General features: G+C 25.8%; 21 protein-coding genes. 4 read left to right on the top strand and 17 right to left on the bottom strand.

The window, feature by feature from the left end; translation table 11 throughout:
- Positions 1–417 precede the first annotated feature (417 nt).
- Entirely contained in the window at positions 418–1713 is a 1296-nt protein-coding gene (locus tag KQI16_RS05385; protein WP_216432674.1) for a VanW family protein, read from the top strand.
- Between the two features lie 191 nt (positions 1714–1904).
- On the opposite strand, the gene KQI16_RS05380 is transcribed toward KQI16_RS05385, so the two are convergent.
- Genes KQI16_RS05380 through KQI16_RS05370 form a run of 3 tightly spaced genes read right to left on the bottom strand, consistent with a single transcriptional unit; the run spans position 1905 to position 5014 of the window.
- Complete coding sequence (locus tag KQI16_RS05380) at positions 1905–3116, bottom strand: NAD(P)/FAD-dependent oxidoreductase (protein ID WP_216432673.1); 1212 nt, start codon at positions 3114–3116, stop codon at positions 1905–1907.
- A 33-nt stretch (positions 3117–3149) separates the two neighbouring features.
- Positions 3150–4127: an aromatic acid exporter family protein gene (locus KQI16_RS05375; protein ID WP_216432672.1), complete on the bottom strand. Its 978-nt coding sequence runs from the start codon at positions 4125–4127 to the stop codon at positions 3150–3152.
- A gap of 11 nt (positions 4128–4138) precedes the next feature.
- A complete protein-coding gene (locus KQI16_RS05370) occupies positions 4139–5014 on the bottom strand; it encodes a radical SAM/SPASM domain-containing protein (protein WP_216432671.1) in 876 nt (291 codons plus the stop codon).
- 138 nt (positions 5015–5152) lie between these two features.
- On the opposite strand from KQI16_RS05370, the gene KQI16_RS05365 reads away from it, so the two are divergent.
- A complete protein-coding gene (locus KQI16_RS05365; protein WP_216432670.1) occupies positions 5153–5695 on the top strand; it encodes a J domain-containing protein in 543 nt (180 codons plus the stop codon).
- A 104-nt stretch (positions 5696–5799) separates the two neighbouring features.
- Here the strand turns inward: KQI16_RS05365 and KQI16_RS05360 are convergent, their stop codons facing one another.
- Entirely contained in the window at positions 5800–6213 is a 414-nt protein-coding gene (locus KQI16_RS05360) for a hypothetical protein (RefSeq protein WP_216432669.1), read from the bottom strand.
- A 173-nt stretch (positions 6214–6386) separates the two neighbouring features.
- On the opposite strand from KQI16_RS05360, the gene KQI16_RS05355 reads away from it, so the two are divergent.
- A complete protein-coding gene (locus tag KQI16_RS05355) occupies positions 6387–6815 on the top strand; it encodes a zinc-ribbon domain-containing protein (protein WP_216432668.1) in 429 nt (142 codons plus the stop codon).
- Positions 6816–7120: 305 nt separating this feature from the next.
- On the opposite strand, the gene KQI16_RS05350 is transcribed toward KQI16_RS05355, so the two are convergent.
- The 4 genes from KQI16_RS05350 to KQI16_RS05335 form a co-directional block, all read right to left on the bottom strand.
- Positions 7121–7558 (bottom strand): threonine/serine exporter family protein, encoded by a 438-nt coding sequence (locus KQI16_RS05350; protein ID WP_216432667.1) that lies wholly within the window; start codon positions 7556–7558, stop codon positions 7121–7123.
- A 1-nt stretch (position 7559) separates the two neighbouring features.
- On the bottom strand, positions 7560–8324 hold the full coding sequence (locus tag KQI16_RS05345; RefSeq protein ID WP_216432666.1) for a threonine/serine exporter family protein: 765 nt from the start codon (positions 8322–8324) through the stop codon (positions 7560–7562).
- A gap of 63 nt (positions 8325–8387) precedes the next feature.
- Positions 8388–8813, bottom strand: a complete 426-nt coding sequence (locus KQI16_RS05340; protein ID WP_216432665.1) for a UDP-N-acetylglucosamine pyrophosphorylase — start codon at positions 8811–8813, stop codon at positions 8388–8390.
- 69 nt (positions 8814–8882) lie between these two features.
- Positions 8883–11495 (bottom strand): 3'-5' exonuclease, encoded by a 2613-nt coding sequence (locus KQI16_RS05335; protein WP_216432664.1) that lies wholly within the window; start codon positions 11493–11495, stop codon positions 8883–8885.
- A 188-nt stretch (positions 11496–11683) separates the two neighbouring features.
- Between KQI16_RS05335 and KQI16_RS05330 the strand changes: the two genes are divergently transcribed.
- Complete coding sequence (locus KQI16_RS05330) at positions 11684–12220, top strand: metallophosphoesterase (protein WP_330654138.1); 537 nt, start codon at positions 11684–11686, stop codon at positions 12218–12220.
- 117 nt (positions 12221–12337) lie between these two features.
- On the opposite strand, the gene KQI16_RS05325 is transcribed toward KQI16_RS05330, so the two are convergent.
- From KQI16_RS05325 to KQI16_RS05285, 9 genes are all read right to left on the bottom strand, one after another.
- Positions 12338–14113: a M3 family oligoendopeptidase gene (locus tag KQI16_RS05325; protein ID WP_216432662.1), complete on the bottom strand. Its 1776-nt coding sequence runs from the start codon at positions 14111–14113 to the stop codon at positions 12338–12340.
- 33 nt (positions 14114–14146) lie between these two features.
- On the bottom strand, positions 14147–14830 hold the full coding sequence (locus KQI16_RS05320; protein ID WP_216432661.1) for a helix-turn-helix domain-containing protein: 684 nt from the start codon (positions 14828–14830) through the stop codon (positions 14147–14149).
- 60 nt (positions 14831–14890) lie between these two features.
- Entirely contained in the window at positions 14891–15460 is a 570-nt protein-coding gene (locus tag KQI16_RS05315) for a hypothetical protein (protein WP_216432660.1), read from the bottom strand.
- Positions 15461–15551: 91 nt separating this feature from the next.
- A complete protein-coding gene (locus KQI16_RS05310) occupies positions 15552–16727 on the bottom strand; it encodes an AlbA family DNA-binding domain-containing protein (protein WP_216432659.1) in 1176 nt (391 codons plus the stop codon).
- Between the two features lie 152 nt (positions 16728–16879).
- Positions 16880–17305, bottom strand: coding sequence for a DUF3783 domain-containing protein (locus tag KQI16_RS05305; protein WP_216432658.1), 426 nt, complete (start codon positions 17303–17305; stop codon positions 16880–16882).
- A gap of 54 nt (positions 17306–17359) precedes the next feature.
- The gene (locus tag KQI16_RS05300; protein WP_216432657.1) at positions 17360–17635 is read right to left on the bottom strand and encodes a hypothetical protein; all 276 of its coding nucleotides are present in this window, start codon (positions 17633–17635) and stop codon (positions 17360–17362) included.
- A 9-nt stretch (positions 17636–17644) separates the two neighbouring features.
- Complete coding sequence (locus KQI16_RS05295; protein ID WP_216432656.1) at positions 17645–18550, bottom strand: permease; 906 nt, start codon at positions 18548–18550, stop codon at positions 17645–17647.
- A 3-nt stretch (positions 18551–18553) separates the two neighbouring features.
- Entirely contained in the window at positions 18554–19162 is a 609-nt protein-coding gene (locus KQI16_RS05290) for a GTP-binding protein (RefSeq protein ID WP_216432655.1), read from the bottom strand.
- 9 nt (positions 19163–19171) lie between these two features.
- On the bottom strand, positions 19172–20113 hold the full coding sequence (locus tag KQI16_RS05285; protein WP_216432654.1) for a GTP-binding protein: 942 nt from the start codon (positions 20111–20113) through the stop codon (positions 19172–19174).
- Positions 20114–20648 lie beyond the last annotated feature (535 nt).

The following is a 20648-nucleotide window of genomic DNA, read 5'->3' as shown; positions in this document are numbered from 1 at the left end:
AGGTCAACAAACTATTCTTCATATGCAAGAACAATCTGCTTCTTCTTGATAAGTCACAAACGTAAATATTAACTTTTTTGCCTCCGCAACCGAAGGCCTTTTTCTTGTGCTTGAAATTATAAATTAATCTAATAAATTAATGTTAAGTTATTAAAATTGCTCAAATAAACTTCTGCTCATTTTTTCATACGAAACTTTACACTATCTTTTTATATTTTTCTTTTTCTTTAACTTATATTAACGCATTATGGTCATTTTTGTAAATACTTCTCTTTAGTTTTAAAATAGATTATTTTTTTAAAAAAAAGATTCTTATAAAATAATTGTTCTTGTTATTCCATTTTATAACATTCGATATTGAAAATATTTAATTTTAAAGTTAAACTATATCTATAGGACTTATGAAAGGTGGTAATCATGAATAATAATGCAAGCACATCAAAGGAAACAGAAGTAATAAATACAAAAAAGCAAAAATTCCTATCACTAAAAACTTTAATAATAGCTTTATTGATAATTAGTGCTGTCACCAGTTACTTTATTATCACCAATTTAAATATTGTAAAAAGTTATTCTAATAAAGTCTATCCGGGAGTTTATGTTCTAGATACGGACTTATCTAATTTATCTAAAGAGGAATTACACGATAAGCTTACTATTTTAGTTGAAAAATTATTAAGTAAAAATATAAAAGTTACCACTGAAGGAAAAGAATTTACTATTTCTTTTAAGGAGTTAGAAGCTTCAATTGATTTTTCACAAACAGAAAATGAAATATTTAACTATGGCAAAGATTTTAATTTCTTTAAGAAATTAAGTTTAATTAAGAAAGCAGAGAGTAAAGAATTTGCTTTAGGACTTTCATATAATGAAGAACTATTAGAAAATTTCATTTCTAATATATCTTCTGCTGTTGATATAGCACCTACAAATGCTACTATAAATTTTTCTGGAAATTCAATAAGTATTTCTGATGATGTTAGCGGAATTAAATTAAATTCAGAAAAATTAAAAGAAGAACTTTCATCTAAGATTAAAGATCTTAAATCTCCTGAATTAATTGAAATTGCAGGAACAACAGATGTTGTAGAAGCAAAGATAAAGAAAGCTGACTTAAGTACGGTAAATTATAAATTATCTAGTTATACAACCCACTATAAGGCAGGTCCAAGTGGGACAAACCTTCAACTAGCAGCAAGAAATATTAACAATTCAGTTGTTATGCCAGGAGAAACTTTCTCAACAGAAAAAGCAATTGGTCCAACAACAATTGAAAATGGTTTTGTTGAAGCAAATACCTATGTTGGTGGTCAAGTCGTACCTGGAGTAGGTGGTGGAGTTTGCCAAGTTGCATCAACCCTATATAATACAATACTAAGAGCTGGAATTATACCAACTGAAAGAATGAATCATATGATGAAAGTTACTTATGTACCTATAGGATTAGATGCTACATTAGCAGATAATTTAATAGATTTAAAATTCCAAAATGATTTTGACTATCCATTAGTTATTCATTCCTATGCTTATAACGGTAGTTTGACAATTGAACTTTGGTCAAACGAAAGCGTTGATGATGGCATAACCTATGAAGCTGTAAGCGTTCCTTTAAGTGATTTAAGTGCTGATGCATATCTTTACGGTTATGATTCGAATGGAAACTTAGTGGTAAATCAATACTTAAACAGAAGCACTTATCTACCATTTAACTAATCAAAGATTAGTTAGTGTGGAGGACTGAGTTTGGAGTTAAGGTAGTTTTTTATCTCCGATAAAGAAACTGAATATGAAAAGGCTGTTTCATTACCTATGGTTTGAAACAGCCTTTTTACACTCATCACAAATTTTCAGCATACTAACAAATCAAAAGCTAAAACTAACTACTAACTCCACACTCCAAACTATTACAAAAGTTTTCCTGCCAAATGTCCTGTAGAAAATGCTATTTGTAAATTATAGCCTCCTGTTTCAGCATCTACATCAATTACTTCTCCTGCAAAATATAAATTCTTTATTATTTTTGACTCCATAGTAGAAGAGTTTATTTCCTTAACATTCACTCCGCCACTAGTAACCATTGCCGCTTTTATTGTTATGGTATTTTCAACAGTTAACTTCATTTCCTTTATATTTTCTATTAATTTAGCTTCATCCTCTTTTCTTAAATCAGCAGCCTTTATCTTTTCTATATTTAGTCTTTTACCAATTAACTCTACAAATTTTGATGGTAAATATCCCTTTAAATTATGTATAGCTAACTTTGATTTATTACTCCTAATTATTTTTGATAATTCTTCTTTAGAGATATTTTTTAAAAAATCTATTACTATTTCTACATTTTGCTTATCTAAAATTTTATTTATATGGGAAGAAAACTTTAAAACAGCAGGCCCAGATATTCCAAAATGAGTAAATATCATATCTCCTTCCTTTTCAATCCTCTTATTTTTAATTTTTGCTTTTATAACTACCTCCTTCATGGATATTCCTTGAAGTTCCTTTATAAAACCTTCTTTTATTACTAAGGGTATTAATGCTGGATATTGAGGATTTATTTTATGTCCGTGCTTCTCTAAAATACCATACATAGATCCATCTGAACCTGTAGTTGGGTAACTTTTCCCACCAGTTGCAATTACTACTTTATCAGCATAAATTTTTTCATTATTATCAGTTATTACTCCCCTAATAATATTATCAGAAATTATAAGATCCTTTACTTTTGTATTATATAAAATTTTAACCTTATTTCTTTCCAAATCATTTTTTAATAGCTCTATAACATCATCAGCCTTATCATTTTTAGTATATACCTTATAATCATTATCAAATTCTACTTTATATTCTAAATTTCCTTTCCTAAAAAAGTTTAATAGATCTTCATTTGTAAAAGAATATAAAGCACTATATAAAAATTTACTATTAGTAACTATCTTATCAAAAAATTCATTAATATCCCTATAATTGGTAATATTACATCTACCACCACCAGTTAATTTTAACTTTTTTCCAATTTCATTATTTCCTTCGATTAAAATTACTTTATTATCATTTACTGCAGTTAATGCCGCCATAATTCCTGCAGGCCCTGCACCTATTACTAAAACCTTTAACATACTCTCTCCTTATCTAAAAAATTTAGTAGATTATTATTTATATTTAACACTTTTATTTTCATTATTTACAACAAAATTCCTCTTAACTTTTAATAAATCTTCTAAATCATTAATAAACTGCAGTAATTGAGCTCTATTTTCAAATTCTTCCCTTGTTTTAGGTAAGGCCATTATTTTAAAATCCTCTTTTAAAATCTCTACATTCTTTAAAAGTTCTTTACAATCATTACTTTCATGAAGTTGATCAGCAACTTTCTTAGTTAATTTTGCAATCATATGAGTTTGCTCAAAAGACATATAAAATTTTTCAAAGTGACTTCTTAATTTTTTTATTATATCAAATTGAGTTATTCTCATATTAATATATTCTACATAATATGAACTTCCTTTCGAAAACTTATTATTTGCAATTTTATATGCATTATCTAAAGCAGAATGTAACCTATTTTCTATATCTCTCATTAACTTTCCTTCATCTATATCAATTGTATAGGTTATTAATGATTTAGACATCTTTGTTAATATCTTTTTATATCCCTCTTCAATATATTCCTTATCTTCGTTAAATTTCTTTTCATAAGAAGGCATAAAAAGATTAGCTATAGAGGCTACTCCAACAGCAATAAAGGTAATTAAGAGTTCATTTATAATCCATTTTAAGTTAATTTTATCAGCCAAAAGCAAATGGGTTGATAATACTGACGCAGGAACCATGCCTTCTATGATATTTAACTTTGAAGTAATAGGAATAAAGATAATCAAAAATATTCCGAAAGTAATAAAATTTTGCCCAACCGAATTATATACAATAAAAGATAATATTATTGAAATTACACAAGCTATAATTCTCTTTTTTGCAAATTCAAAAGATTTTTTTCTTGTATCTTGAATACTCAATATTGCAATTACTGCTGCAACTGCAGAGAATTGTACATTCAACATATTTCCTATTTCAAAGGCTATAGCTGCAGATACAGCCATCTTAACCGCTAGATTATCTATATATTTCATTAAACCCCTCCCTATTTAAAATTACGTTTAGCATATCCACACCTTTTACATAATTCTTCTACTGCCCTTCGTCTTGAAAAGCCATCATAAATTTTCTTAGCTCTATCTCCTTCAATAATACTCTGCAAATCCTGTTCGAAAATATTACCAAGTTTTATAGTTCCTTCACTGTCTAAACAGCAAGGTACTACAGTACCATCTACCAATATTCCAATATGATCCCTTAATCCATAACAAAATACATCTTCACTTATAAGACTTATATTGGAATTCGGCCAGCTAAATTTCTCTGCCATATTTAGATATATCTTATCTTTAAGCTTAAGTTGATTTTTATATTTAAGTTCCTCTTTTAAATTAATATCTAAATCTAATTTATCTTCTATCAGTTCTAGTATAGCGGAGTTTAAACTATTATTAGCCTTTAACTCTTCTGTATCAATATTCCAAAGCCTTAAAGAAAATATCGTATTGGTTCTTTCATTTCCTTCCTTTATAAAATCTAATATATCTATAAAATATTTATTAAAATCTATAATATTATCGTTTGCTTCAAAACTATGAAGAGAAATATTTATCTGCCTTAATCCGCCATTATTTAAAATTATATCTTTTACTGAATTTATTAAGGTTCCATTCGTAGTTATATTAATAAATAAATTTTCTCTTTTTGCAATTTTAATAAACTCTTCAAAATTTTTATTTAAAAAGGGTTCCCCCATAAGATGTAAATAAATATAATTTGTATGACCTTTTATTTTATTAATTATAATTTCAAATTCTTCCCTGCTCATAAAAGCTGATTTTCTTTTGGTTTTAGGACAAAAATTACAAGTTAAATTACATACATTTGTTGTCTCTATATATATTTTTTTAAATCTAGCCATTTTCTACTCCATTCTACTACTTTAATTATAATAACTTTTCTAGTCAAATTTAAATACCTTGTCGAATTTTAATTGTAACATATTAAAGTCTAAAATTATATATTTGTAATATGATATTAATTTTAAGGATGTGAATTAATGAACCCTTATACTGTTCTTGGCGTAAGTCCAAATTCTTCTAAGGAAGAAATTGTTAAAACATATAAAAACATAGTTGAAAAATATAATTCAATCAAACCTCAAGATATTGAAGAGCAAAACTTAGTTGAAGATGCCCTTGAACAAGCAAATTTGGCTTATGATACCTTAATTAATGGAAGCATTTATAAAGAAATACGCTCTCTTATTGATAACGATAATATTGCTTTAGCTGAAAGCAAATTAAATATATTAGATTTAAAAGAATCTGCAGAGTGGAATTATCTTAAGGGCTTCGTTTTCCTAAAGAAAGGCTGGTTTGATGTTGGAATACAACATATAATTACAGCTAACGAAATAGATCCAGAAAATGAAGAATATATTAAAACAGTTGAAACCTTAAAGCTTAGAGCACAGGATATAATAAAATATTATAAACAGCAACAAATGCAGAACGGCAAAAATATGAATAAAATAACTAATGCTAACAATATGAGCCCATGTGCTAATAACTCTAATATGATGGGAGGAGGGATGTGCTAATTCAGCTTCACGCTTAAGTTAATAATCAGACTTAATCAATAAAAAATAGTACATTAAAAAAACATTGTATAGCTATATTTATAACTATACAATGTTTTTTAATACTATTCCAGTTGTGTTAATAGTCTTCTCATTACATCTTTTAATTTGTTTTCCCCAAGATTCCTATGTAAGGCTGCTATCACCAGCTTTATATCATTATCTGATGGATCCCACTTATAAGCCTTTATATCTATTATCGCATCTTCTTCAAAGAGATCTTCTAAATCTGTTGCTAATTCTTCAGCCAAACTAATATATTCTTCAAATAACTCATCTTCTGTTAAATCTTCTATTGAATAATCATCTTCAATAATTCCCTTTAAAACATCAATGCTTATACTAAGATTATAGGCAGCTGTATCTTCTCTTTTTGTACCTTTACTCATATCTTTAATTACTTTAAATTCTGAATTTTCTTCTATTTTATTTTTTATTTCTTCTGTATCTAAAACAGTTCTTCCAAAAGCTATATACATAACTATCTCTCCTATTTATTTTTTATTTATAAAGCTGTTATAAAGTCATTTCTATTATATATTATAATATATAATTGTAAACAATCTATTATATATTTACGACAGTTATTGTTATAAAAATTATTCTTTATTATAATAAATTATATCAATTCTAAAGAAAGAAGTGGTTTTAAATGTATTTTCTTAGAGCAATATATGGCATAGATTTATTGACTTTAGTTTTATTTTGTATAAGTTCACTTTTTAATGTTTTTGATAATTATTTTCTATCTTTAATAGGATCTTTATTTTTTATATACGGTCTTCTAAGAACATTTTCAAGGAATAAATACAACAGAAAAAGGGAATTAAATAAATTTATATATTATCTAAACAAGCCTCTATCCAAAATTAATTTGACAATACCAAGCAATTTACCAGCTTTTGATTATGACACTTTAGATTATTATATAAAAATTTTAAAAAACAAATTCTATCAATGGAAACACTTTAAAATAGTAAAATGCCCCAACTGCAGTCAAAAGTTAAGACTTCCTAGAAAAAAAGGTAATATAATTGTTACTTGTAAAAGATGTTCCCATAAATTTGACTTAAGAACTTAATTAAATTAAAATTGAAAAGCTGTTACAAGAAAGAATTAATAACTCTTTCTGTAACAGCCTTTATTTATTTCCTAAATTATTAAATATGAATTATTCCTATGATTAATTATCTTATTCATTATTTATTATAACATCTTTATTTAAACTTTTACATAAAAATTCAAAAGGCGTTACATTATGTCCTGCAACGCCCCATAGCCATAGTCAAATTATAAAATTAACTTCTGACTACACTAGTATTTTATACATAAATTTAAATATTATACATACTTTTAATTTTTATATTAAATCCTTTATAAAAATATTTATATTTTATAATATCTTCTATACTTTACTATTGCCTTAGTTATAGTTGATACTAATATTATTCCTATTGATAAAACACCTGCAGAAGCTAAAGTTTTTATTCCTATTTCCAAAGAAGTTATTATATCACCAGTAATAGCTTCATACATTGTATAATACATTCCACCTCCAGGAACTAAAGGAATTAATGCTGCTACAACAAAAGTAGTAACAGGCGTCTTTAAAATTCTAGCAAATATTTCCGAATATGTACTTAAAGCAATAGATGCCAAAAACATAGAAGTTGTATCTGAATTTCCTAATTTTAAAGATATTTTATATACAAACCATCCTAAAGCTCCACAAAAAGATGCGAAAAATAAATTTTTTCCTTTGATATTAAATATAATTCCAAAAGCAAATGATGCTATAAAAGCTGATACTACATCAATAATCATCTTATAATCCCCCAAAAGTATTAATCCAAAAGCTTAAAACCACACCTGTACCAGCTGCAACTCCAATTGCTATTAAAAAAGCTTCCACTGCTCTAGCTATACCTGATATTAAATCCCCAGCTATAGTATCTCTAATTGCATTTGTTATAGCCAGACCAGGAACTAATAACATTATAGATCCAATAATTACCTTATCAATATCTGCTGCAATATTCAATTTTATAGATAAAATTGCAAGAAAAGCCGTTATTGCAGAACATATTATAGTTGAAAAAAAGGAATTAAGACCAATTTTATCTGCTTCTATATCAAAAAATTTTACAATTAATCCTATAAAAAATGCTGCTGCAGCATCTTTAAGGCCCCCCCCAAATAAGAAAGTAAAACTTAAGGCTCCTATTGCAGAAAATAATATAGTAACTTTATTTGAATATCTTTTTTCATTATCAATTTCCTTAAGCTTTTCTTTAAATTCTTCAACGGTATAATTATTATTTTTAATGTTTCTAGCTAAATCATTAACTCTATGTATTTTTTCTAAATTAACGGATCTTTTTAATATTCTTACAACTACAGATTTAGTTTCTCCTTTATGAGATGCTGAAGAAATTATTGCTGTGGGAGTTGCATAAGAATCTGGTTTTTCTACTCCAAAAGCCTCTGATATTTTATTCATTGTTTCTTCAACTCTATAGGCTTCAGCTCCATTTTCAAGCATGATTTTTCCTGCATATGTTGATAAATGAAGTATATCATTTATATTCATAATATTGACCTCACTATAATTATATAAATTATTGAAGATGTAACTTATTTATTTTATATTTATTTAAATACATTTTTCAATAATTTCTTCTAAATCTTCTAATTTTGATTCTCTTACTGTGAAAATGATATCCTCATCTATTCTAATTTTACATTCATTCTTATTTTCTTTAGTCTTATTTAAAAATAAAGTACTTCCTCCAATTTGCTTAAACTTTGTTAAGGATAAATCTACATCAAATTTTTTATTATTAACCCCAGTAATTTTTATTAAACTTCCTTCTAAATTATCAGAACTAACTTTTAAAGTTATTATATTATTTCCCTTTAAAACCTTTATGTCCTTAGGTCTATCTATCAATTCTACCTTTCCCGTCATAGTCATAAATCCACCACTTAATTTTATCTTAGCAAAAACATCTACCTTATATCTTTCTGTTACCTTGTATAAAAATTCTCCCAATTTATAAATATTTAATTCATACTTCATAACTATCCATCCTTTACTTTTTTATTTAATTATAACTTAAAATAATAATTATTTAATATACACAATAACTTAATTATTTTCAAGCTTTTCCTTATACTTATCATCAATATAATTAATAAAACTACTTTCTATAAATTTTCTATTATTTATTCCGAATTTATGACTAAGAAGATAAAGCCTTTTTTTAGCTCGAGTTATGGCAACATAAAATGCTCTTTTTTCCTCTTCAATATTATTGTTTTTAACTGCCATATAAGAAGGGAAAGTATATTCATTAAGACCTACAAGAAAAACATTATTAAATTCTAAACCTTTAGACTGATGAACAGTTATTATAGGTATTCTTGCTCTATTAGTTTTCTTTATTATCATGTTTTCTACTTCTCCATTAGAAAGACTTGTTATTGTTAATATTTCCATTAATGAATCTCTAGGATTTTTATTTTTATCATCTATTTCCCTAAGAAGTCTATAAAAATCTCTAAGCCTTTCAATTTTTTCAGCACCTTTTTCTCCTTCTTCCTTACTGCCAGAATACAAAGTTTTAATATTAAAATCATTGATTATATCTACAACTATTTCATATGGTCTCTTCTCCTTAGCTTTTTCAAATAAATTATTTAAGGCAGTAGATATAAAATTAAAATCTTTAGTATATTTATTCATTTTATCTATTCTTTCCAAAGAAGTTGGCCTTATCTTATTCTCTATAGCATAAATTAAAAGATCTTTAGTTGCCAAAATATCATCCATAGCGTTATGACTAGGCTTATTTTCAGTTTTAAATAAACTGCTTAAGCTTTCTAATTTATGATTTTTTAGATTAGGATAAAACCTTCTATAAATGTCTAAAGTATCATAAAAGCATTTATATTTAGCTTTTGATAAATTATGTCTCCTTAATTCACTACTTAAAATATTTAAATCATATTGAACATTATGCCCAACAATAACAGAATCCTTTGAGAATTCCACAAATTCTTTCAAAACCTTTCTCTTATCTTCACCATATTTTTCCAAAAACTCATCGCTAAATCCATGAACTTTCATCGAATTTGCCACAGATTTAGTATTTTTTAAGAACTTCTCAAACTTTTCAATAACTTCCCCTTTGCTATTTATTTTTATTGCAGCAATTTGAATTATTTCATCTGTAGTTACATTTACTCCAGTGCTTTCTACATCAAAAACCACTATATTACCCTTATCATATTCTTCTATCAGCATTCCATATTTTTCTCCATACTCACTAACTCTAATATCAATAAAATCTGATAAGGCTATACCTGCTTTTCTATATTCATTACTCTCTATAACTTCCAATTTTTTATCTCCTATTCCTGTAGGAAACCTCTTTAAAATTCTTCTTAAACTAACATTATCATATCTATTTATTATAAGTTTTAAAAAAGCTATTATATCTTTTATTTCCTGCCTTCTAAAAAATTTAAACTGATCTATTAAAATAAACTCAAAGTTATTGTCTTCATATCTTAAAATATTTCGAAGTTCATTACTTATTTGAATATTATATCTATTATCCCTACTTAAAATAGCTGTACTAGAAATGTCTTCTAATAAGGATAATTTTTTTATTTCATTATAAATATATTTGGCCTCATCCCTTAAACTTTCACATCTTATAACTTTAATTTTTTCTCCCTCTTCCTCTGTTTGTGATAAAATCTCTTTCTTATAAACTTTGTTATAATCATCCTCATAAGCAGTTTTTAAAAAACTTAAAGAACCATTAGTTATATTCCTAGTTGATCTATAATTTTTTGTAAATATAATTTCTTTAGGCTGATATTTCTTTTTATATTCTTCTATAATTTTTTTAGGATCAGAACCTCTCCAGCTATAAATAGTTTGAAATATGTCCCCACAAAGAAGAATATTGTTTCCTTCAAACAACTTCTCTATTATCTCATACTCTAACAAACTAGTATCCTGAACCTCGTCAATATTTATAAATTTAAATTTATTTTTTAAATCTTCTACTATTTTTTCATCTTTAAAAATTTCTCTGGCCTTTATTGTTAAGTCTGAAAAATCTAGCCCGTGATTATCTTTTAACAAATAATCATAAAGTTTTATTAAATAAGCTCCCTTAGATTTTAAGTCTTCCTTCATTTTTTCATTTATTATGCTTCTATCACTACAAATAAAATTAATTTTATCAGCTTTATAATTAAAAATATTATCAATAACTGCCTTATAACTTTCAACATCTCCATTAAGACTAATATTATATTTGCTGCTTTCCATCTTTATGAGTTCTATAAACTGCTGAAGCTTATTAACAGAATAATTATAAAAATTACACATCTTAATTATTTCTTTACAGTCCTCTTCATCAAAAACTATAAAATCCCTAAATATATCTGTTTTTTCTTTTCCATATTGCTTTATTATATCAAAGCAAAAACCATGAAAAGTTTTTATTATTATATCTCCTGCATTTTTCTCAATATCCTTTTCTATTCTTTCTTTCATTTCTTTACAAGCTTTATTGGTAAAGGTTATACAAAGGATTTCTGAAGGTTTTGCTTTATTTAATTCAATTATTTTAGATATTCTTTTGGATAAGCTGTTAGTTTTTCCGGTTCCTGCTGATGCAAGTAATAAAATATTATTATTTAATTCATTTATAAGATATTCCTGCTCTTCATTAAACTTCATACTAATCCTCTTTCTTTAAATATTTTTATACTACTATAATTTTATCATCTTTCTATTATCTTCTTACAATATAGATAATTTTTATAATACTTTCTTTATTCTCTTTTTTAACTATATTCACAAGTAAACATTTTAAGATAAAGTTTTATAATACTTCTTATAAAATCGGCTCTTACTGGTTAATTTTGATGCTTTATGCTGCAGCTGCTTTACCAATCATAATTTTAATTAGATACATAATAGGGGAAGATAAATTTGATTTTTTTGCCTATAAAGGTTTTTATTTTTATGCAATAATAATATTTTTTGCCTTATATGCTATTCTAGCTTTAACAGGTACTTTAAATGCCAGCTTTTCTAAGATAAAAAGTTATGAAATAGTAGTTAATAAACACCTTAATAAACCTATTAATATAGTAATGGTTTCAGACATACATCTTGGTAATATAATTAGAAATAAAAGGCTTAAAAAAATGGTACAAATTATTAATTCATTAAATCCAGATATTATTGCAATAGCTGGTGATATAGTAGATAGTAATATTACACCCTTTACAGAAAGAAATATGGCTGAAGAATTTTCACATTTAAAAAGCGTTGATTATGGTCATTTACAAAAAGATAATTTTAATGTAATTGTTTCTTCCGGATATGGAACTTGGGGTCCACCAATTAGACTTGGAAGTAAAAGTGAAATTGTTCTAATAAAATTAAAAGGTAAATAGAAATATAAAGCATAATGATAAAGCTGATGCAGTTTCCTTTAGCATCAGCTTTTTTTATTATATCTTTTTTATAGCCTCAAAATCATAAAATTTTGCCTTACAAATTATTAATTTTTCCTAGATCTGCTGGCTTAATTTTATAAATTCTTCTATATCCTCTTCTATTAATTTCAATGAATTTCTCCAAAAGTTTATGTCATGAACATCAATATTCATAATCTTTGTTACATCTGCTACTTTTGCTTTGCCTGTAACTCTTAATAAATTTTTATATTCTTCTACAAAATTTTCTCCTCTTTTTAAATATTCTGCATAAAGCCCTTTAGCAAATAAATTACCAAAAGCATAAGGGAAGTTATAAAAGTTAGCTGTTGCATAGTAATAATGCGGCTTCCAAGTCCACATGTATGGATGTAAATAATCACTATCTAATCCATCTCCATAAGCCTCTTTTTGAGCTCTTACCATAGCCTCTTTTATTTCTTCTACTGTGAGAGAACTTTCCCTTCTCTTATCAAAAACTTCGCTTTCAAATAAAAATCTTGAATAAATATCTACAATAACCTGAGTACAATCGGAAATTTCTGCTTCTAAAATCGCAAAAGTTTCTTCTTTAGTTGCAGTTTTTATTGCACCTTTTTTAACTAGTATTTCACAAAAATTTGATGCAGTTTCTGCCAAAGTCATTGGATAATCACAATTTAATATAGACTCACCCTTTAAACATTCACTATGGAAACCATGCCCTAATTCATGGGCCATTGTAACTACATCTCCAAAACTTCCTCCATAATTTAATAGTATTCTACTTTCTTCAATATCCTTAATACTTTCACAAAAAGCTCCTCCAACCTTACCTTCCTTAGGTATTACATCTATCCAATTATTTTCAAAAGCTTTAACTGCGAAGTCTGCTAATTCATCACTAAATAGTCTGAAATTCTTTTCTACAAATTTCTTTCCTTCTTCAAAAGTATATCTCATTTCTTTATCTATTACTGGTGCATATAAGTCATAAAATGGAAGCCCATTTTGATGTCCTAATAATTCTGCCTTTCTCCTTAAATACTTTCTAAAAGCAGGTAGACTTTCTTTAATAGCTTCAATCATAGCCTTTAAGATATCTTCATCCATTCTTGATTCCTGTAAAGTCATATCTAAAGGTGACTTATATCCTCTAAGTTCAGATGTTGTTAATACCTCTCCTTTTATTCCATTTAAAGCCGCTGCAATACCTTCTTCTATCTTCTTATAAGATTTAATTTCAGCTTCATAGGCCTTCTTTCTTATATTTGCATCCTTTTCGTAAGCCATATTTAATACTACAGTTAATGGTAAGGCCTCTTCCTTTCCATCAATTTCTATATCAACCTTATGAGTTGATATTAATAAGTCTTTGTAATTAAGCCATGCATCTGAACCTGTATTCCTCATTTTTGCAATGATGGTTTCTTCCTTTTCGCTTAATAAATGTTTATTTTTTTCCACTATCTCCTTTATAAAAAATTCATGTTCTTTTAATCTAGGAGAACTTTTTATTATTTCATCTATATTCTCTAAAGAACCTATCCATTTATATATTTTAGTTAAAGGTTCAGCTAAATCACTTTGCTTACTATTTATTATATCTAAATATTTTCTTCCTTCAGTATTTTTTGAATCTGTACTTAATGTAAGATTTGTATAATTAAATATTTTAGTAATAACTAAATTTAAACTTATTAACTTATTTATTAAATCTTCCAAATTTTTTGCTTTATCATTACTGTTATAAATATTATTCGAAAAAACTTTAAGTTCCTCTATTCCATCATCTATTTTCTTTAAATCATCTAAAAATTCTTTTGATTTAAAGGATGAATAAATTTCTTTTAAACTCCATTCTAATCCCATTATTTCCTCCTATAAATATTTACTGCTTATCTTTTATAGCAATAAACTTTTATTTTTATATTCTGTCGGTGACATTCCTGTAATCTTTTTAAAGGTTCTAGTAAAATGACTTTGATCATGAAATCCTAACAAAATACTTATTTCTAATATAGTTTTATCACCAGTTAATAATAAAGTCTTTGCTCTTTCTATTTTTATTTTTCTTAAATATTGCATAATTGATATTCCTTTTTGCTTTTTAAAGCAATAAGAAGCATATCCTGCCGAAATATTTAACTTCTCACATATTTCTTCTAAAGAAACATGACCTTCAATATTTAAATACAAAGCCTGCAATATTTTATTAACAACAAAATTTTCAGTTATCTCAGTCTCATTTATTAGAAGGTCAAAATACTCATTAATCATGTCTAATTCAATTCTTTGTAATGACATCATACTATTACTTTTTTTAATTTCCCTATAAAACTTATTATAAACAAGGTGTAAAAACTTTTTGCTTATTCCGCTTCTTATAACCTCTCTTGAAAATAGAGCATTCCATATAATCAAATCATCTTTTTTATGCTCTTTATCTACTTCGTCTTTAATCTCAGATGCATGCTTCTTCTTTACAATATTTATTAATTCTTCTTTATTTCTAGACTCTATTAAAAACGTTACTTTATTATTAAATATATTAAAATCTGATTCAAAACTCTCATAACCATTATCCAAAGCAACACACCTCAAATTCAAATTAAAAAAGCTGGTTTGCAATTAAAGGAAGGCATTATTCTATACAACTGAAAAAATATATTTTTTGAATTCCTCAAAACTTCCTTCTACTATCATAGCACCCTTGTTTATTTTTTTGCTTATGAAATTATATTCTGATGATCCATAATTAAATTTTGGACTTGCCACGACTAAACTTGTTTCAGTAACGCTATATACAATCTTATTTAAAGCTAATTCTTTTATAAATTCAAAGAAATCATTAAATTTTTCTACATTAGCTTCTGATGCTAAAGTAAGGGCAAATTTAAATAATTTATAACCTCCAATTAAAGGAACCATGCTTCCATTCTTTATATAAGATGTTTGTTCCATATTATGAAAATATTTAACATCTCCAAAAGATAAAGTTTTAAATTGCTTATTAATTTCTAAGTCCTTGATATTTAATTTTTCAAGATTAGCTACAATTTTATCCCAAGATTTAGCTTCATCACTTCTGCTATATCTTACTTCTGTTTGAAATTTCTCAAAAGCATTCTCTGCATCTATATCCTTAAAAACTTCATTTCCATTTACAATAACTCTATACTCATTATCTTCATATATCAATTCGATTCTATCATTCATATAAACTTCCTCCATATTTTAATATTATTATTTAATAATAATTATTAATAAATATTATAACATATTATTAAAGATTATTACAATATTTTTCCTACCTTTTCTTTTTTAAATTACTAGTAAATATTATTTTTGCTCCAGGTAAAATTATTTTAAAACTATCTTCTTCTAAAGAATTAATAAATTTCACAGTTCCAAGGCCAGTAAAGGCTTTCTTAATTCTTGTAAAGCCTCCTCCATTATTTAAAAATCTTTTATTATTGTCTATAGTTATTAGTTTTTCATAAAGCCACATATTTCTTTTAGTTATCTTATTAACTCTATTTGATTTATTTTCTTCAATTAAGTTACCAGGGCTGACTATTAAAATAGAATTATATCCTATATGAACCTCAATTATTCTATCTATCGCAGAATATTTCCTATATAAAACTGCATTTTTGATGCCCTCAATAATTGCAGAAATAGGATATTTTTCATCCAATATCTTACTTACTATTTCTTCTGCCTTATCTACCATTTCTAATATATTTCCCTGTATTATACTTACTTCATCAAAAGATTTTTTTACTTTATTAATTATTTTTATCATATTATGCGGAAGAAATATGCTATTTTCCTTTGAAAATACCAATAATCCACCTAAAGTACAACATATTTTACCATCTTCCCTATCCTTATATATTATTCCAGTACTTTCAAGAAAAAATTCTTTATTATCCTTATTAATATCAATATTTTTATTATTAAAATACTTTTTTAATAAATCATCATCTAAAAAAGATATATCGCTTCTAGGTATTAATGAAGTCTCACTAAAAAAGTCTAAATTTTCTTCAAAAGCTTCTACTAATTCCTGTTTTCTCATAATATCCGTTGTAGATCCTCGTCTTACATAAAACGCTCCATTTTCTCTAATTTGATAGGGTTTTTGATCACCTGAAAAAATAGTTATTATACAAATCTTTTTTCCTTCTAAAATGCAAGTATCCACCTGTATAGGAATTGGAGGTTCACATCTTGATGATACAATCTGCTGTATTTGCTCCTCTTCTATTAAATTATTATCAGATAACCCCACAACCTTTCTTGTTTTATCCTCAATTCCTATTATTATATATCCTCTTCCTCCCCTTGAATTTGCAATTGCACATATATCTTTGGCTAATTCTTTCTTAGCACTTTCATACTGAAGAGATAACTTCAGCTTAAAATCTAACTTTGTCCCCTCTGATCTTTTTATAAGAGATTTTAGTTTCTTTATATCCAAAAATATATCCACCCCCTGTTTATAACTTATATCTCATATAAAAAAAGAGTTGTTTACAACAAAACTATTGTAATACAACCCCCAAGAAAAGATTGCTTTGCAATCTTTTAATTCATAATTCAAAATTATTATACATTTTGAATTATAAAATCTTACTCCTCATGGTCATAATCCATTCCCTTGCTTAAAGCAACTCTTTCTGCAACTAGATTTTTAAGTACTGTATTTATAGTCCATTCTTTTGAAGTTTCTGTAACAGTTGCCTTTAATACATTATTAACCCTAAATTTCTTTAAATTATCAATGAATATCGATATTTTTGCTCCTGGTATATTATTAAATATAATAGCCTTATTTTTTATACCATCTTCGCAATCATTAGATATTTTTCCATCTAAAATATCCTTAACAAGGGAATTTCCGTTTTTATGATTTAGTATTATTTTATCTCTAATTCCAATCATAGAAGCCAAATTTCCTACTGTCTTTACTTCCTTATTATTAAAATTGCAAAGTATTATGCAACTTCTACCTTCTTTTATTTCTCTATCTTTTGTATCTATTTGTTCAAATGACATAACTTTCTCCTTTTCTTTTTATTTTATAACTATATAATAGTAAAATAATAAAAATTAAGCAACTATTAAAAATATAGCAACTATAAATAAGCTTAAGACTATAGGAAGAAAATTAATTGAATTATCTTTTCTTGAATTAAAAGAAAAAACTTTAAGAAACTGAACAAATATTAAAAGTGGGAGCAGTAAGAAAACTATAAATAATCCACTTCTACTATCTAATTCTATGTTAATACTATTATCTTTAACAAAGAGAATTAAAGCAACTTCCATTTCTAAGAGAATTAATATCAAAAGAGAAATAAACTCATTAACATTAAATTTTTTCATATTTTCCCCCTAAATTATTGCTGCCAGCAATAATGAAAAACATAAAATGCAAATAATAATAGTTCCTATTAATTTAATAGTAAATTCTTTTTTGAAATATGAGCTTATAATAACAGCATTTTTTAGATCCATCATTGGGCCCAATATTAAGAAAGCTGAAATTGCTGCTATATTAAAGTGATTCAAAAATCCCTTTGCAACAAAGGCATCTGCTTCTGAACATAGGGAAAATAAAAATGCCATTAGCATCATTATTATTATAGAAATAAATTTACCTTTTCCTATTTTAATAAAAATATTTTCATCAATTATACAAATAAAAATACTAGATAAAAAAGAAGCGTAAATATAATATTTTAATATGTTTAAAAACTCTCTAATAGAATGTTCTAAGCATATCCTAAGCTTTGATTTTTTTGTAAAATAATCAATTGTTAAACATCCACATTCGCATAAATCACTATATTCTGTTTTTCTATTTACAATATCCTTATTATTACTTACTAAAAAATCAACTAAAATACCTATTGTAATTGATAATATTACTCCTCCTATAAATCTTATTAATGCAATTTTTATATCATTAAAGGCATAATAAGTTGACATTATTACAATAGGATTTATTATAGGAACAGCTAACATAAAAGTAACTGCTATTTTGATTGGAACCTTCTTTCTTATAAGACTTTTAGTTACAGGAATAATGGCACACTCACATATAGGAATAATTATTCCTACAATCGAAGCTATTAATAAAGAAATAATCTGATTTTTTGGTAATACTTTTTCTATCATTTCCTCAGTAACAAATAATTGAATTGCTGCTGATACTATTGAACCAAGCAAAAGGAAGGGTAAGCCTTCTAATATCATATTAACAAAAGTTATTATTATCTTTTCTATATAAACTACCATTACTTACCCCCTTTTAACATATCTATTAATTAATTTATCTATTAAGGTATATTTAAAATATTTATTAGAAAATAATTCTTCATCAAATCTTTCAATACTATCAAAAAGTAAAATAGGCGCAGTTAAATTTATATCTTCAACTGTCTTGATTAAGGCTTTTTTTCTATCCTTATCTATTTTATTAGTATTGCTTAGCAATATTAATTTACTGCTTTGAATATAAGGTATAATAAACCCCCCCATATTCCTTATATACATATCTAAATTCTCACAATTTCCTAGGAAATAATTTCCATAAAAATTTATTCTATTTTTTATCTTTTTTTCTTTTATGATTTCTCCTATTTTCTCTAAAGGTATTGTTCCATTAACTTCAATAATAATCCTATCATAATAGTTTCTTTCAATATTTTTTAATAATATATCTTTTAATCTATTAAAATCTTTAAGATAAATAGCATCGACATTACAAGTTAAAGATTTATTTCCTTTTTCAAGCAATATTACCAGTATTTTTCCATTTTTACATACTTCAGTTTTTATATAACAATTTATAAACTTAGTTTTTCCTGATCCTAAAAATCCGGTTACAATTTCTAATTTACACTTCATTTATTATCCTCATTTAAAGAGCTTTCCAAGTTCTTCTTTATTAAGTTTTAAACCAATAATAGAAATTACATTCTTATCATTTCCCTTTATTTCTCTCATTACAAATTCGTCTTTTACAAAATCAAATTGACCGCTTGTCCCATCAATTAATTTTACTATTCCCTTAGCTCTTAAAATATCGCCATAGCTTTTAGATTTTGAAATAAAATTGAACTTTGAAATAAGCTCATTTTTAGATAATTTAGATGTTGGATAAATAGCTATTGTCTCAAAAACTTCATTAGCTTTTTTATCATTGCTTTTTTTACTATTTAGTAGCCCTTTAGAAAATCTGCCTTCTTTTATAATAAACTTCTTTATAGAATTGCTTTCCAATATCTCTTCAGCTCTTAAATTATTCCAAGGTTCAGATATAATAACAACCCGACTGTTTATCTTCCTTATTTCCCCGATTATTTCATCAAGTTTATAAGAGTCAATTTTTTGAGTTCGGCTTAAAACTATTTTACCTGTATTTCTAATTTGATCCTCATAAAAGGATTTAAAGTTTTCTATATACATATTAAATTTTTCAGGATCTATAACAGTAATTATATTTTCTAATTTTACCTTTTCTAAAAGTCTGTTATCTTTAAATATCTTTAATATATCTGTAAGCTTCGCTACTCCTGATGGCTCTATAAGTATTCTATCAGGATTATATTTGTCAATTATCTCTAATACCCCCTCTTTAAAATCACCTGTAACTTCGCAACAGATACAGCCAGAATTTATTTCTTTTACTTCTATATTGCTTTCTCTTAAAATATCGCCATCAATACTAACTTCACCGAACTCATTTTCTATAATGGCAATATTATTTTCATACACCCCTTCATTAATTAACTTTTTCATTAAAAAAGTTTTGCCAGCTCCAAGAAAACCAGAGTATATATCTACCTTTACCTTCATAATTACTCCTTATAAAATTAAAATTTAATATACTTTCTCCTAAAGATTCTATGAATAATTATTAAAATATATTCCTTAGTAAATAATTAATAAGATTTATTAAGATCAGCTAAAAAATTCTATACAAAAATATTAATTATAACTAATGCATAAACAATAAAAATAGGGGTATTCATACAAAATGATGAATACTCCTATTTAAAATTATTTTAAAAAATTAAATTTAAGACTTTCATTAACTAAATTAATTAGCAATTATTAATTATTTTCCCCATTGATTATCAGTTGCAGTTTTTTCTGCTTTCTTTCCTTTTTTACCTTTAGTATTAAATTTATCTTGATTTCTTTCTTTAGCCATTTACAGCACCTCCATTAATATATTTAATCCTCATGGTCTTTTTCATTTTCATTAGGCTTAGTAGCATCTCTATGTTTTTTCACATGAGATTTTGGCTTTTTAGGATAAGGTTTATTTTTACTAGGCAATTTTACACCTCCTAAAATAATTTCAATAATATTATTTGCTTTATAAAGT

This window comes from Caproiciproducens sp. MSJ-32 (assembly GCF_018918055.1).
Lineage (GTDB): Bacteria > Bacillota > Clostridia > Clostridiales > Clostridiaceae > Clostridium.
This window is presented reverse-complemented; position numbering and strand designations above follow the sequence as displayed.